This is a genomic window from Agaribacter marinus (assembly GCF_030160655.1).
Taxonomy (GTDB): domain Bacteria; phylum Pseudomonadota; class Gammaproteobacteria; order Enterobacterales; family Alteromonadaceae; genus Glaciecola; species Glaciecola marina.
The window spans coordinates 1,796,201-1,811,364 of the sequence record NZ_BSOT01000005.1 but is presented as its reverse complement, the minus strand read 5'-3'; the positions used below and the strand labels follow the sequence as shown (position 1 = coordinate 1,811,364).

13 protein-coding genes are annotated in these 15,164 nt (G+C 41.2%); 8 read left to right on the top strand and 5 right to left on the bottom strand.

The window, feature by feature from the left end; all coding sequences use genetic code 11:
- Positions 1-3 precede the first annotated feature (3 nt).
- Entirely contained in the window at positions 4-2,562 is a 2,559-nt protein-coding gene (gene nirB, locus QQK00_RS09570) for a nitrite reductase large subunit NirB (protein ID WP_284217251.1), read from the bottom strand.
- Between the two features lie 379 nt (positions 2,563-2,941).
- On the opposite strand from nirB, the gene QQK00_RS09565 reads away from it, so the two are divergent.
- The gene (locus tag QQK00_RS09565; RefSeq protein WP_284217250.1) at positions 2,942-3,442 is read left to right on the top strand and encodes a YchJ family protein; all 501 of its coding nucleotides are present in this window, start codon (positions 2,942-2,944) and stop codon (positions 3,440-3,442) included.
- A 55-nt stretch (positions 3,443-3,497) separates the two neighbouring features.
- On the opposite strand, the gene QQK00_RS09560 is transcribed toward QQK00_RS09565, so the two are convergent.
- The 3 genes from QQK00_RS09560 to QQK00_RS09550 all read right to left on the bottom strand — a co-directional run bounded on the left by QQK00_RS09560 (position 3,498) and on the right by QQK00_RS09550 (position 10,228).
- Entirely contained in the window at positions 3,498-6,071 is a 2,574-nt protein-coding gene (locus QQK00_RS09560) for a glycoside hydrolase family 2 TIM barrel-domain containing protein (protein ID WP_284217249.1), read from the bottom strand.
- Positions 6,072-6,235: 164 nt separating this feature from the next.
- The gene (locus QQK00_RS09555; RefSeq protein WP_284217248.1) at positions 6,236-8,929 is read right to left on the bottom strand and encodes an MGH1-like glycoside hydrolase domain-containing protein; all 2,694 of its coding nucleotides are present in this window, start codon (positions 8,927-8,929) and stop codon (positions 6,236-6,238) included.
- 78 nt (positions 8,930-9,007) lie between these two features.
- Positions 9,008-10,228, bottom strand: a complete 1,221-nt coding sequence (locus QQK00_RS09550; protein WP_284217247.1) for a winged helix-turn-helix domain-containing protein — start codon at positions 10,226-10,228, stop codon at positions 9,008-9,010.
- Between the two features lie 129 nt (positions 10,229-10,357).
- On the opposite strand from QQK00_RS09550, the gene QQK00_RS09545 reads away from it, so the two are divergent.
- Positions 10,358-10,924 carry a DUF2780 domain-containing protein gene (locus tag QQK00_RS09545; protein WP_284217246.1) on the top strand — a complete coding sequence of 189 codons (567 nt, stop codon included), beginning with the start codon at positions 10,358-10,360 and terminating at the stop codon, positions 10,922-10,924.
- Between the two features lie 2 nt (positions 10,925-10,926).
- On the opposite strand, the gene QQK00_RS09540 is transcribed toward QQK00_RS09545, so the two are convergent.
- Entirely contained in the window at positions 10,927-11,337 is a 411-nt protein-coding gene (locus QQK00_RS09540; protein WP_284217245.1) for a secondary thiamine-phosphate synthase enzyme YjbQ, read from the bottom strand.
- Positions 11,338-11,441: 104 nt separating this feature from the next.
- On the opposite strand from QQK00_RS09540, the gene QQK00_RS09535 reads away from it, so the two are divergent.
- The 6 genes from QQK00_RS09535 (at position 11,442) to QQK00_RS09510 (ending at position 15,137) form a co-directional block, all read left to right on the top strand.
- Entirely contained in the window at positions 11,442-11,819 is a 378-nt protein-coding gene (locus QQK00_RS09535; protein ID WP_284217244.1) for an MGMT family protein, read from the top strand.
- A gap of 185 nt (positions 11,820-12,004) precedes the next feature.
- Entirely contained in the window at positions 12,005-12,490 is a 486-nt protein-coding gene (locus tag QQK00_RS09530) for a YHS domain-containing (seleno)protein (RefSeq protein WP_284217243.1), read from the top strand.
- Between the two features lie 149 nt (positions 12,491-12,639).
- The gene (locus QQK00_RS09525) at positions 12,640-12,930 is read left to right on the top strand and encodes a BufA1 family periplasmic bufferin-type metallophore (RefSeq protein ID WP_284217242.1); all 291 of its coding nucleotides are present in this window, start codon (positions 12,640-12,642) and stop codon (positions 12,928-12,930) included.
- A gap of 6 nt (positions 12,931-12,936) precedes the next feature.
- Positions 12,937-13,827, top strand: a complete 891-nt coding sequence (locus QQK00_RS09520; protein ID WP_284217241.1) for an MbnB/TglH/ChrH family RiPP precursor modification enzyme — start codon at positions 12,937-12,939, stop codon at positions 13,825-13,827.
- 3 nt (positions 13,828-13,830) lie between these two features.
- Positions 13,831-14,643 (top strand): HvfC/BufC family peptide modification chaperone, encoded by an 813-nt coding sequence (locus tag QQK00_RS09515; RefSeq protein WP_284217240.1) that lies wholly within the window; start codon positions 13,831-13,833, stop codon positions 14,641-14,643.
- Positions 14,644-14,705: 62 nt separating this feature from the next.
- Complete coding sequence (locus tag QQK00_RS09510; protein ID WP_284217239.1) at positions 14,706-15,137, top strand: DoxX family protein; 432 nt, start codon at positions 14,706-14,708, stop codon at positions 15,135-15,137.
- Positions 15,138-15,164 lie beyond the last annotated feature (27 nt).

Sequence of the window (15,164 nt, the reverse complement as noted above, 5' to 3'; positions counted from 1 at the left end):
TCCTTACGCTTCGCTCGTTTCAGTCGCATCAATAATGTTGATGTCGCTTAGTTTTTCTGCTTCAGTGGCTGGACGAATTTGTCCGCGTTCTTCCACAAATACTACGCTGTTGTCATCAAGTTCTGAGTTAACAAAGCGTCTAAAGCGTTTACGAGACTTTTCATCTTCAACGGCGGTTTTCCATTCACATTGGTAGGTGTCTACTACGTGTTGCATTTGTGCTTCTAGTTCTTCTGCAATACCGAGTGAATCGTTGATGATCACATCTTTCAGGTAATCTAAACCACCTTCAAGGTTGTCCATCCACGTTGCTGTGCGTTGCAGTCTGTCAGCAGTACGAATGTAGAACATCCAGAAACGGTCGATGTATTTGATAAGTGTTTCTTTGTCGAGGTCTGTTGCAAAAAGGTCAGCGTGACGAGGCTTCATACCACCGTTACCACACACATAGAGATTCCAACCATTTTCAGTAGCAATAATCCCCACATCTTTGCTTTGTGCTTCGGCGCACTCACGCGTACAGCCAGATACTGCCATCTTCATTTTGTGTGGCGCACGAAGGCCTTTGTAACGATTTTCAACTTCAATGGCTGCGCCAACAGAATCTTGAACACCATATCGGCACCATGTGCTACCTACGCAGGATTTTACGGTTCTGAGTGCTTTTGCGTATGCGTGGCCAGTTTCAAAACCACCTGCAATAAGTTTTTCCCAAATTTCAGGCAGTTGATTTACTTTTGCACCAAATAAATCGATACGTTGGCCACCAGTTACTTTGGTGTACAGTTTATAATCACGTGCTATTTCACCAATGAGAATTAAACCTTCAGGCTTGACCTCACCACCGGCCATACGCGGTACTATCGAATATGTACCGTCTTTTTGCATGTTCCCAAGGTATGTATCGTTGGTGTCTTGCAGGCTAACGTGGTCTTTCTCAAGAATATAGTCATTCCAAGTGGAGGCTAAAATAGATCCCACTGCAGGCTTACAAATATCACAACCTAGACCTTTTCCATATTGTGCGAGTAAATCGTCAAAGGTTTTTATTTTGTTGACTTTAATAAGGTGAAACAACTCTTGACGAGAATAGGCGAAGTGTTCACAAATGTCTTTTTTGACCTCAACGCCGCGCTTTTCTAGTTCAGCATCTACAACATTTTTAAGTAATGCTGTACAACCACCACATCCTGTACTTGCTTTGGTACAAGACTTGATACCTGCAAAATCGGTTGTGCCAGCGTCAATCGTCGCAATGATATCGCCCTTTGTCACATTGTGACATGAACAGATACTTGCAGAATCAGGTAATGCATCCGCACCTAAAGTAGGGGCGGCACCTTCGGTTGACGGTAAGATTAAGGTTTCAGGGAATTCAGGCAATGCGATGCTATTCAGAGAATACTGCAATAAGGTATCGAATTCACTTGAGTCTCCGACGAGTACCGCACCTAATAGTGTGTTACTTTGCTCGTCGACAACAATTTTTTTGTAGATACCTTGCGGCTGATTTTCATAGGTGTAACTTTGCGCACCAGGTGTTTTAGCATGACTATCGCCAATTGAACCTACTTCAACGCCTAATAATTTTAGTTTGGTGCTCATGTCCGCACCTTCAAACTCAGTATCACCGCCAATCAAATGGCTAACAGCTGCACGTGCCATTGTATAACCCGGCGCCACTAAACCAAATATACGGTTTTGCCACAAGGCACACTCACCTATGGCGTAAATATCTGGGTCGGAGGTTTTACACTGGTTGTCAATAACAATACCGCCACGTTCACCAATTTCTAAATCAAAGCTACGCGCTAATTGGTCGCTTGGGCGAATACCGGCGGAGAACAGAATCATGTCGGTTTCTAGGTAGTCGTCACCTTGGAAGTTCATACGGAAACGGCAGTTTTCTCCTGCGACAATTTCAGAGGTCGCTTTACTTGTGTGAACTTTAACACCTAAATCTTCAATTTTATTTTTCAGTAAGCGGCCACCGCCTTCGTCTAATTGTACTGCCATGAGTTGCGGCGCAAACTCAACGACATGCGTTTCTAGACCTGCTTCTTTTAGCGCATTTGCTGCTTCAAGCCCTAGTAAGCCGCCACCAACAACGACCCCAACCTTACTTTCTTTTGCGCTTGCTTCAATGCCTTCAAGATCTTCAATGGTACGATAAACAAGACAATGTTCTTGATCGTGGCCAGGAATAGGGGGCACGAATGGGTAGCTACCGGTGGCTAAAACTAGTTTGTCGTAACTATAGGTTTCGCCTGATTTAGTGGTAACCACCTTTGCCGCTTTGTCGATGTTATCAACATATGCATTGCAGTGATGTTCGACGCCCCAGCTGTCGTATAACTCAGGCGTTGTCATTGCCAATTCTTCAGCACTTTTACCAGAGAAATATTCTGATAAGTGAACGCGGTCATACGCTAAGCGCGGCTCGCCACTCAATACGATAATTTTTGCTGACGGTAGCGCTTGATGAAGTTGTTCAACAAAGTGATGTCCAACCATGCCGTTGCCAACTACCACTATTTGTGAAGGTGTGTTTGAAGATGTCATGCATATACCCTTGTGTATCAGACATAAAAAAACCCGCAGACATATTTGCACAATTGTGCTTTGTCGCGGGCTTCGATGCCGTTTGAAATAGCTACATTGCTACTTCGATAAATTTGTTACCAGAAACAGGCCTATTAGCTGTTACCGTACTTTAAATGTGGATTTTACAATTTAAATTAAGCACATAGTATACCAACAGTTAAGTTATTGTATTTTATATGTTTGTACTTTTAAGGTTCAAAGCGAATAGAATATTTCAGCACTTAAATGGTGCTTTTGTGTTATTTTGGTGCAGAGAACGCCATCACCATCACGCGTTAATATATGGTAATATTTAGCCGGAAATCGGGTTAGTTATTAGTTGTTTGGAAGGTAGATTATGTTGAATAATGAGTCTCAGGCGACAGGCGCATGCCCCTGTGGTTCAGGGAAAACCCTGGAACGCTGCTGTTTACCTTATATAGTTTCAGTATCTGCTGACAATATACGAGACATAAAAACGCCTGCAACGGCTGAAGGCTTAATGCGTTCGCGTTACACGGCCTATGCAATAAAAGCGTATGACTATATTGTCCAAACATACTGTAGTGCCGAAGCTAACAAGCTCTCAGCGGCAGGTATCCAACAATCTGATGAAGGTGTTGAATGGTTAGCTTTGGATGTTGTAAAAAGTACGACAGACACCGTTGAATTTAAGGCATGGTATCGTTACAAGCGTGATTTTTATTTAATGCACGAGCGCTCATCTTTCTTAAAAGAAAACGCTCAGTGGCGATATGCGAGTGGCACCATACATGAAGATTCAGGTGTCGTTAAGTTGAGTCGAAATGACATTTGTTTATGCGGCAGTGGCAAGAAGTACAAACGTTGTTGTCTTTAGCTGCGGTTAAGCCGCGAGAAATTAAATTTTATTTACTCAGACACGTTAGATGCGTCTAATTTCGTATGTTTAATTTGATGGTGTTTGATGTTAGCGCGTTACCGCTAGCATTTATCGTGGCCCTTCCTTCGTTTGTATTACTTTGCACAATAAATAAGGCCCGGCCGTTATGAGTGACAATTTTATTACTTTTATGTTTTTGAATATTTCTCTCTGAGCCGTTGTCTACACCCAAGCGTTTAATATCACCCGTGATATCAAATTGAATTTCTCTATCAAGGTGTTTTACGGGTATACCATGTTCATCCACTAGTTGAGCTTCAATATGGGCAACATCATAACCGTCATTCATAAGCAAGGCTTTATCAGTTATCAGTTTTACAGCAACTGGTTCATTTGCGGTGTTTACTGATGTTTCGATAGTGTTGCCATTTATGACAGCCTTTGCGGTAAGTTTACCGGCTTCAAACGGGACTAACCATTTGAATATGCGCTCCGGGTTTTCACTTAAATATTGCGTACCCTGTGACTTATTATTTAAAAAGAGTTCTACTTCCTCAAGGTTACTATATACCTCAACAATCACTGTGTCGTTTTCTTGGTAGTTCCAATGCTCGTTAACATCGCGCCATCCCCATTTACCTTTTTCCCAAGCACCAGGTGTTTTTTCAACAATCTTGTCGTTGTCTTGTTTATATAGAGATTTTTCAGTGGTTTGCGATGTAATATGTAGCACTGCTTCATCACGCCATACAGATTTCATTAAATGGTAAATTGGCTGTTTAAACGCTGCAAAATCTAACATCCCTGAACTTGACCCTTTTTTAGGCCAAGCGCCATTCGACTCCCCTAAGTAATAAATACCGGTCCAAACAAACATACCAGGAATAAAAGGGCGCTCTATTACGTGCTTCCATTCATGCCATTGCACCCAATTTTCAGTGCCCAAAATCATTTTTTCCGGATAGTGTTTATGACCATAATCGTAGATCGCTTGTCGATAGCTGTAACCAACAATATCCAGCGCATCAGTGTATCCAGATAAATGACTGACGGACGGAATCACTAAGTTTGCTGTGACTGGGCGGGTTGTATCTAGTTCTTTTACCCATTGGCTTAATTTTTTGGCAGTATTAACTAACTCTGCGCCTTTCACTGGGCTCTTGTCAAAAGCGCTTTTGATTTCCGCTATACTACGTGGAGGTTCATCCCAATAGTAATTATGTTTTTCAGTATCGTCATTGTTCCAGTATCCCACTGCACTGGTATACCGAGGGTAAGTCCATTCTATTTCATTACCAATGCTCCATTGGATAATGGATGGGTGATTTCTGTCACGCATAAGCATTGCTTTAATGTCACGCTCGGCCCATTCAGGAAAATATTTACTGTAGCTTTCGGTGATGTAATCCACCGTGCCTTTTTGCGCAAAATTCTTACGTTTATCTTTTGGGTTGTCCCATTCATCAAACGCTTCGTTTTGCACCAAAAAGCCCATTTCGTCACATAAATCTAAGAATTCAGCCGACGGTGGATTGTGCGATGTTCGAATGGCATTTACTCCCGCTTCTTTTAAACGTTGTAATCGCCTTTTCCAAACACCTTTAGGTACAGCAACACCCACTAAGCCAGCGTCATGATGTAAATTAACCCCTTTGAGTTTGATATTCTTGTTGTTTAAGAAAAAGCCTAACTTAGCGTCGTTTCGCAGTGTTCGGATGCCAAAACGAGTGCTGCTGGTATCGACGAGTGTTTGTTCTTTATATACAGATGTTTTAGCTCGATATAAGTGGGGCGTGTCAGTGTCCCAAAGCATCGGTGAATTTACTTGCAATGTAGGCGTTAATACTTTCTGCTCGTTTGCTGACAAAGTAGTAGAGGTTGACGTTGATGCAACAACCTCACCCTTTGGAGAAATCACCTCGGTTATCAATGTTAGCTGGCGTTGCATATTTGTTTCATTGTTAATCGTCGTGGCAACAGAAATGCTTGCTTTATCATGTGTTACTTTTGGGGTGGTTATATAGTTCCCCCAAATGGGAATGTGGGTGTGGTTTGTGGTAATGAGCCTAACATGGCGATAAATGCCTGACCCTGTGTACCAGCGTGAATCAACATAGCGCGTTCTATCCACGTATACCGCGATGACGTTGTCTTTGCCATTTTTATTTAGGTAGGGTGTTAAATCGTAAAAAAATGGAGAGTAACCATAAGGTCTCTCACCTAATAAATTACCGTTAATCCAAACCTTTGAATGATTGTAAACACCATCGAATAAAATCTGCGTTTTACCATTTCCCTTGGGTGTTGCAAAATGTTTTCGGTACCAGCCTATACCGCCGGGTAAATACCCTGTAGCACCGGCAGTTAAGGTTTGAGAGTATTCTTTTTCTATGCTCCAGTCATGTGGCAGCCGCAGTGAACGCCAGTCTTGGTCATTGAAGTCAACTTGAAAGGCCGCTGTATTTTCAGTTTGCGAAAACTTCCAGTCAAAATTGAAGTCTAGATCTTGTCGTTCAATGACTGTGCTTTCAGGCCTTTTCGAGTATTGGTGCGTGAGCGTATTTTCGCTGCAACTTGCGATTAAAAAGATGCTACAAGCAAGTATTGTTCTTGACAGTAAAGTCATAGATTTTCACCAATATTGGTATGGTATAATTTATATATGATTACATTAATTCACTATTGAATGAAGTGTTGGTGGTAAAATATTTACATTGCATTCGATATCTGTTTTTCTGCATGGAATAGCGCCTGCTGAGTGCAGGCGGATATCGAATACATATGGCAGACCTACTGAATTTTTGATTTTGGATGCATGAGTTTGGCTATCAGCGCCGTCCAACCCGTTTGGTGGCTAGCGCCAACACCTCTGCCTGTATCGCCATCGAAGAATTCATAAAACAAGATATGGTTTTTAAAGTGAGGGTCTTGGTCCATTAACGGGCGGTGCCCATAAACCGCGCGGTCTCCATCTTCACCTCGTAAGAATATCTGAGAAAGTCTTTCACTTATAAATTGGGCGACTTGGTTTAAATTTAATTGTTGCCCTGAACCGATTGGACACTCTACGGTAAAATCATCACCGAAGTAATGGTGAAATTTTTGCAAGGATTCGATCAATAAATAGTTCATCGGAAACCATATAGGGCCGCGCCAATTAGAGTTTCCACCAAACAATCCACTCTGAGATTCTGCTGGTTCATATGCTACGTTCACCTCTATGCCATTGTACTTAAATGCGTAGGGCTCTTTGTCATGCGCTTTAGACATGCCACGTACGCCGTAGTCAGATAAAAACTCTTCTTCGTTCAACACGCGTTCGAGTATGCAGCGTATTTTGCGTTCGGACACAAGTGCGAATAAACGGCGATCTTTTTTACCTGGTTCACTCCATTTTGGCACTAGTTTATTTAATTCGGGGCGGTGTTCTAAAAACCAATTTAGTCGCTTTTTAAAACCAGGAAAGCGGTTTAGCAAATCTGAGTCCAGGACTTCAATCGCAAACAACGGAATAAGGCCCACCATAGATCTGACTTTTAATGGCATTAGGTCGCCATTGGGCAGGCGCAATTCGTCATAGAAAAAATTATCGTCTTCGTCCCACAACGAAATGTCACTATCACCAATGTTTGTCATTGCGCTGGCGATGTGAAGGAAGTGCTCGAAAAACTTAGAGGCAATGTCTTCGTACACTGGATTCTCCTTTGCCAATTCAAGCGCAATGCGCATTAAGTTTAAGCTGTACATTGCCATCCAGCTCGTGCCGTCGGCTTGATTAATGTAGCCACCCGTTGGCAAGGGTTTGCTCCTATCAAAGACGCCAATGTTATCTAAACCTAAAAACCCCCCTTGAAAGATATTTAAACCATCGTTGTCTTTCCTGTTGACCCACCAAGTAAAATTAAGCATTAACTTGTGAAAAATACTTTCTAAAAATACGCGATCGCCTTTTCCAGTTTGTTTTTTATCAATTTGATATACGCGCCACGCGCCCCAAGCATGCACTGGCGGATTCACATCACTAAAGTTCCATTCATAAGCCGGGATTTGGCCGTTAGGGTGCATGTACCATTCGCGTGTAAATAGCAACATCTGGCGCTTTGCAAAGTCGGCATCGATGAGCGCGAATGGGATACAATGAAAAGCTAAATCCCACACCGCGTACCAAGGGTACTCCCATTTATCAGGCATTGAGATAATGTCAGCGTTGAACAAATGTTTCCACTCACCATTGCGAATGTCCTCACGTTGCCTAACAGGCGTAGGCTGAGTTTCATCTCCCTTGAGCCATCGATTTACGTCAAAGCAATAAAATTGCTTACTCCAGATTAGGCCTGCAAACGCTTGTCGCTGAACGAGCTTTTCTTCATTGCCCATGTCACCTTGTATAGACGTATAAAAGTCATCTGTATCTTGTTTACGTTCAGCCAGCCACTCATCAAATTTTGCAAATGGCTGGCTGATTTGATTTTTTGATAGTCTTATACATATTTCCACGTCACCATGCGCTGGTATCTCACGTTTAAACACCGCACACGTCTTTGTGCCGCTTTGCGTTTGTGATATCGCATTTTCGTTTTTGCTGATGAAATACTCATGGAATGCATCTTTTACACATGCGCTATCGTTGGCTTTATTAAATAGTTTTTGCGTATTGGTTTCATTATTGGTAAATAAAAAGTCGTCAGCGCCTTTGGCATATAAGAAATAGGCGCCTAAATCCGGATGATAGATATTCACGTGAGAGGGCTTTTTTGTATTGTCACCTATCGTTTCACCCTGACAGTAAGGCATTACTGCATCACACGCCCATGACCAAGTATTTCGGAGTGTAATTTGGGGTAATAAATGCAACGTCGCGGCATGTTCTCCGCGGTTGTGCGCATGCACTCGCATTAATATATCGTCGGGAGTTACCTGCGCGTATTCTACAAATACATCGAAATATGCGTTATTTTCAAACGCATCTGTATCTAGTAGTTCAAACTCCATTTCTTGCTTACTGCGATGTTTATTTTGCTCAATTATCTCGGCATATGGAAACGCTGCGTGGGGGTATTTGTACAGCATTTTTACATAAGAGTGGCTAGGGCTTGCATCTAGGTAGTAATAGAGCTCTTTGACATCTTCGCCATGATTACCTTGTTCATTTGCTAGGCCAAACAAGCGTTCCTTTAAAATAGGGTCGTTTCCATTCCATAAGGCTAAGGACATACATATACGTTGACGAAAATCGCTAAAGCCTGCTAGACCATCTTCGCCCCATCGATATGCGCGACTGCGCGCATGATCGTGTGGTAAGTAGTCCCAAGCATTGCCCTCTGCGCTGTAGTCCTCACGTACTGTGCCCCACTGACGCTCGCTAAGATAAGGCCCCCATTTTTTCCACTGCTCGTTGCCATTTTCGTGCTCAGCAAGCCGATATTTTTCAACGATTTTTTCATTGTCTAGCGTTTTGGCTTCTTTTGAATTATTTGATGACATTCAGCGTTTACCTTTTATAAGTTAGGTTTGCCTTAAGCAGTTACTTATAAGTTAAACTACCGTAAGTGTCTGTCAAGCTTAGGTAATTACTTTTATTGCATCTTGAAACGCTTGTTCGAGGGTGTGCGGGTATACTTGATTTAATATTAGTGAGTTACATGCTTGGAAGTCGATAAACGGACGTATTGCCTTAACGAAAGCGTCAAGCATTTCTTGTAGATCAAAATCTAGATTTTCAACATGTAATGCTTTGATCTCTAATAACTTAATTTTTCGATGCGCTTTGCAGTCCATTCGGCCAATAAACGCATCCTTGTACAAAATAGGTAAAGAAAAGTAGCCGTACTTGCGCTTATCTTCTGGTAGATAACATTCCAACTGAAAGTGGTAGTTAAACGCGTTTTTGAGTCTTTCTCGTTGAATGACCAGATTGTCAAAGGGCGATAAAAAACGCATACGATGACTGATACGATTAGCTGATTGTTCGAAGGCGTCTGCATTGACAAAAAAGCTATCGTCGTTACCCACGTTAATCTCTATGAGTTCACCCGTGTTAAGTTTATCTAACACTAGTGTTTTTGCTGCTTTGCGAAGCGCTGGATTGCGGCGAAGATAGGTAATACCTTTTAACGTTGTAAAGCCGTAAGCATTGAGCTGTTGATTGAGTAAGTAGCTCGCCATTTCTTCATCGGTTGGCATGTTTGTGTTAATTGAGTCAGGTAGCACCCGTTCGGTTAGGTCGTAGGATTTTTGAAAACCATCGCGACTGCTAACCATCAAGTCGCCTTCCATGTACAGTTGCTCCAACGCTTTTTTTGCTGGTTTCCAATCCCACCATCCGGTTTGTTTTGTATCGCCAGTATTTATGTCTTTACTGATGTCTCTGGCGCGCAGCGGGCCATCGATTTTTATGCGTGCCAGTAGTTCTTGCATTAGTTTGCGGTCTGGATTTTTATACCAATGCTTTTGGCCACTTTTAATCGCATGTTTATATGGCAGTGAGTAACGGAATGCATCTATTGGCAAAAAAGCAGCAGCATGTGCCCAATATTCGAAAATACATCTGTGGGCAAGTAAGTTGTCGCAGAATTCGGGTGTATAATTGGGTATTCGAGAAGATAAGACGTGGTGATGGGCTCTTTGAATCACTGATATGCTATCTAGCTGGACATAACCAAGGTGTTTAATGGTATTCAATGTGCCGGATTCACCTTTGCCAAATGGTGATGTATTATGTAGGCCTTGTGAGATTATTGCTAAGCGTCGCAAACGAGTATTTGAAGGCTTTGTTTTAATCATGTTCACCTTAGTCATTGTTATCCATTTTCTTGTTGTTGTCTTTTTAGGCTAAATACTTAATAGCGTATCTCAGTTTATTGGTATAATAAGAATACACACAACATTAATTTACATAAAAAGGATTTACACATGCGTAAAACATTTATTTTTTGTGCCACACTATTATTATCTAATTTAGCATTGTCTACTAACGCTGTAGCGGAAGAAAGTTGGTTTAATTCGTTGTTGAATGCTGTTGGTTTAGGCGACAGTGCATCTGACGAGGTGGAGCAAGTGCTTCCATCGGCGCAGGGACTACTTACGCATCTTACCTCGAATCTAGATGTAACTAAGCCACAGGCCGAAGGCGGAATGGCTGCGCTTTTAAATTACGCCAAGCAAAATATATCTACTGATGATTTTTCGGCGTTAGCGAAACAAATTCCTGGACTGGATGGCTTAAGTAGCGCACTTCCAGAAGTCAGTGATGCAGCGGGCGGAAATTTAAGCGGGATATTGGATGCTGCTGCTAATTACAATGAATCGCTTGCGGCACTAAATGATCTTCGCAAACAATTTGAGTCATTAGGCTTAGATACTGAGATGATTATGGGTTTTGTTAAACAGGCACAAGCATATCTTGATACTGAAGAAGGTCAGCAAGCAAAGCAAATGCTAAGCAATGCATTGCAGAATCTTAAATTAGGTCAGGAATAAGTTTACATATAGACAGTTATTGTAAGTTGTCGTGACCCGCCGTGGTCACGATGTTCTCCTAGGTAAATTCCTTGCCAAGTCCCTAATCCAAGCCGCCCATTTATAATTGGCATGCTGACGCTACTGCCTAATATCGACGATTTGAGATGCGCTGGCATATCATCGCTGCCCTCATACGTATGCTCATAATACGGGGCATTTTCGGGCACCATTTTGTTAAAGTGTCTCTCGAAGTCTGCGCGCACTGTCGCGTCGGCATTTTCGTTAATTGATAACGATGCCGAAGTGTGGTGAATAAATATGTGCAGTAGACCTTGTTCGGGTAAACTATCTATGGCCTTAACAATTTCATGTGTAATTAGGTGAAATCCACGTGTAAAGGTCGGTAATGTAAGCGAGTAGTGTTTAATCATTTTTTTGTGGAGGTTTTATTTTTGGTAGCTATTTCTGACCATTATATACAAATAATTAGGACTTACCTTTCTTTCAATACATTCTTTTTTCAATCGTCGACCGTATGAAAATGTCATCAGATAGTGTATCAGAAGGGAAAAACGCGACAGATAAACATGGCGCAATTTGGCACGTTGTAAACATGATTCCTCCAGGAAGCGTCGCATCTTACGGGCAAGTGGCAGATTTGGCCGGACTCCCAGGCCGAGCGCGTTTGGTTGGAAAATGTTTAGGCAATATTCCTGATGGAATGCAGGTAGCTTGGCATAGGGTGCTCCGAAGCAACGGGTATTTAGCCTTTCCAGTTAACTCAGAACAAGCGTTACGGCAAACTGCGCTGCTACAAGAAGAAAATGTGGCAGTATTTAATAACAAGGTAAAAATGCGTGATTTCCAATGGGAGCCTGACCTTTATACCTTGCTTTATGACTTGGAAAAATAGCTGTCTACGACATGACATACAATTGTGATAATTTGTTATGTTTTCTTTATATTTGCCGCGAAATTAACTGAAATTAAGCGAGGTCTTATGAGCGTACTTCTTGTTTAACATTCTGTTTGGTTTGGTCTTTAGGTCTTACCGTTTTAGCAGATAAACATATTAACCTACTAACGGAGCAAACCAATATGCCTTCTAAGTTACTAACTCTTTTCGCTGTAGTTATAGCGTTCACTGTGACCTCTTGTGGTCTCATTCCTACTCAAGCAAAATCGTCTATCGAAGCTGTTAACGTTGATAAAAGTCGATTAGCGATAAAAGGCTATGATCCAGTTGCTTATTTTACTGAAGCAAAGCCTGTCCTAGGTAATGCACAATATACTGCACAATATAATGGCGCGACGTATCATTTTGCATCTGCAAAGCATCAGTCTCTGTTTACAGGCAATCCAATGAAATATGCGCCACAATATGGCGGTTACTGTGCGTTTGGTGTATCTAAGGAGAAAAAGTACGATACAGATCCAATGGCTTGGGCGATAGTTGACGATAAGCTATATTTGAACTTAAATGAAAAGGTTCAAGGTCGTTGGGTATTGAACAAAGAAGAGTTGATTGTTGAAGCGAATGATATTTGGACTGAGATCGAAAATACACCGGTATCAGAGTTATAAAATAAGTAATCGGTGAAATTATTTATGGATTTCACCGGTTTATATTTCTGAATAATTGATACACCTAACTAAATTTAACGATGTAATTTGTATAACTGTTTTAAACTAAATAACTGAATAAACTACCAAGAACCATTTGAGGAATTATTATGAAAACGAATATCGCTGTTGCTGCTGCTATTGCTACTGTCATGACTATGGGTGTTGCTGACATGGCTGAAGCTAAGAAGAAAAAAGAAAAATGTTATGGTGTTGCTGCTGCAGGTCAAAACGATTGTGGTAATTTAGCGGGTACTCATAGCTGTGCTGGTCAGTCTGAAGTAGACAATGATATCGGCGAATGGAAACTTGTTGAGAGCGGCACATGTAAAGAGCTTGGCGGCTATAACAAAAAAGAAGCTAAGAAAATCTGGAAGAAAATGCAGAAAAAAGAAAGCTAAGTTGTTTTGAAGCAATTTGTTTCTCAAGCAATGCCCAACCCATTTATAGGTGTTGGGCTGCGCCACCCCCATTACGAACAATCACTCTCCCATAACACCGCAGAAACACCAATAGATTTTGTTGAAATACACGCAGAAAACTTTTTTGCAGATGGCGGTATATCCATTGCACTTTTAGAGGATGTTTGTGAAAAATACGCGTTGAGTGTTCATGGTACTTCCCTTGGTCTCGGTTCTGCGGTAGCGGTACCAAATGAAGTACTTGAAAAGTTTGCTAGGCTCATCCAGATTTCACAGCCGGCGTTTGTGTCGGAACATTTATGTTTTAACCGGGCAAGGTTAAATGAAAAAGTCGTGCATACAGGGGATTTGCTGCCAATACCTTATAATATAGAATCGTTGAAAAACATTGTTTCACATATTCAACAGGTACAAGACAAGATTCGTCGGCCTATCCTTATAGAAAACTTGTCGGCGTATTTATCACCCGAGCAAATATCGCCGGAATCTTTAGATTCTATGAGCGAAGTCGAGTTTTTAGTTGAAATGTGCTCGCGTGCAGGCTGTGGTTTATTGTTGGATTTGAATAACTTAATAGTAAATGCTTTAAATCAAGATATCGCGATGCCCATTGAACATATTTTATCTAATATTAGACAGCTTCCGTCTGACTATGTTGGCGAGATACATTTGGCGGGATATACAGAGCAAGGTGTAAACGGCTTTATTGTTGATGATCATGGAGCTGCAGTCTCGAATCAGTGTTGGGATTTGTATACTGAGACGATTGCCTTGTTTGGCAATAAACCGACCTTAATTGAGTGGGATACTCAATTGCCTGATTGGTACGAGTTAGTTGCGCAGACAGAAATTGCAAGGTCAAAGGCGTCAATATGACAAATGAAGGAAATTCATGTTATGACCAATGCCTTGGTTGATTTTCAAAATAAACTTATTGCGCATATTGTCCAACCTGACAACACAGGTGCTAAGTTACCAGCGGTTGAAGTCTACAAAAATAATTTCATTGAAAACGGTATTCGAGCACTTTCAATAAGTTACCCGACGCTACTTAATGTACTTGGTGAGTCAGATTTTAGGCGTTTAGCGGCAAGTTATTTGGCCAGTGTGACAAAAATAGAATTTGATTGGGCAGATTTCGGTGCACAAATGAGTGACTTTATTCTCTCCTCTGAAGTTTCGCAGGACTTACCCTACTTGAGTGAGATTGCTGATTTCGATTGGTGTCGACAAATGTCTGAGCGCTCGAAAGATACTCTCTTTGACACGGATAGCTTTATGAAGCTTTCTTCTGTTGCACCCAGCAAAGTGAGGTTTAAAGTAAACGAGAGTGCTAAACTTGTTTCTTATTATTTTCCAATGCCTTTATTTCTGAAACTCTCGACGATTCCAGAAACAAATGAGTATATGGAAGAGAGAAAAGAAATATTAAATGCATTAAAAAATGCAATAAATGATGCAATTAATCTAGATGAGCCACGGTCTTATGTTGTATGGAAAGCAGAGTACAAAGCTGAAATAGAACCGATAGATGTACGTTCTAACAATGCGTTTAATGCTATGTTAAATAGACAATCGGTAGAGCAAGTACTTAGTTGTTTTGGTGAATCTACTGAGCAAATGGCGACTTGGATAGAAGATTGTATAGCTAAGCGACTTATTTGTGCTGTTGAAGACATAACGCCCTGTTAATACATAATTTAACTCAACAATAATCCCTATACTTTAAATAGGTAAGCGTAAAGGACAAACCAATGAAAAAGATCATTTCACTTTATAACCAAGTTTTTGGCTGGCTCATTCATCTCGAACACCCAGCGTTGTTAATCGCTAGGCTATATGTTGCATGGGTATTCTTTAAGTCTGGTTTGACTAAAATCAATGATTGGGAAAGCACTTTGTTATTGTTTGAATATGAATATGCTGTACCAGTATTAAATTTTGAATTAGCCGCTTATTTAGCCACATTTGGTGAATTAGTATTGCCGGTCTTGCTTGCCATTGGTTTGTTCACCCGTAAAGCGGCGATTGGTTTATTCATCGTTAATTACATAGCGGTGATTAGTTTGGAAGATATTGCACCTGCTGCTTTATATTTGCATTATGTTTGGGGCATTGCATTACTTGGAAATATTATTTGGGGCGCTGGGAAACTTGGTATTGACCAGTTTGCAAAAATCAAATAAATCCATTTAAAATTAAGCTTGAAGGCC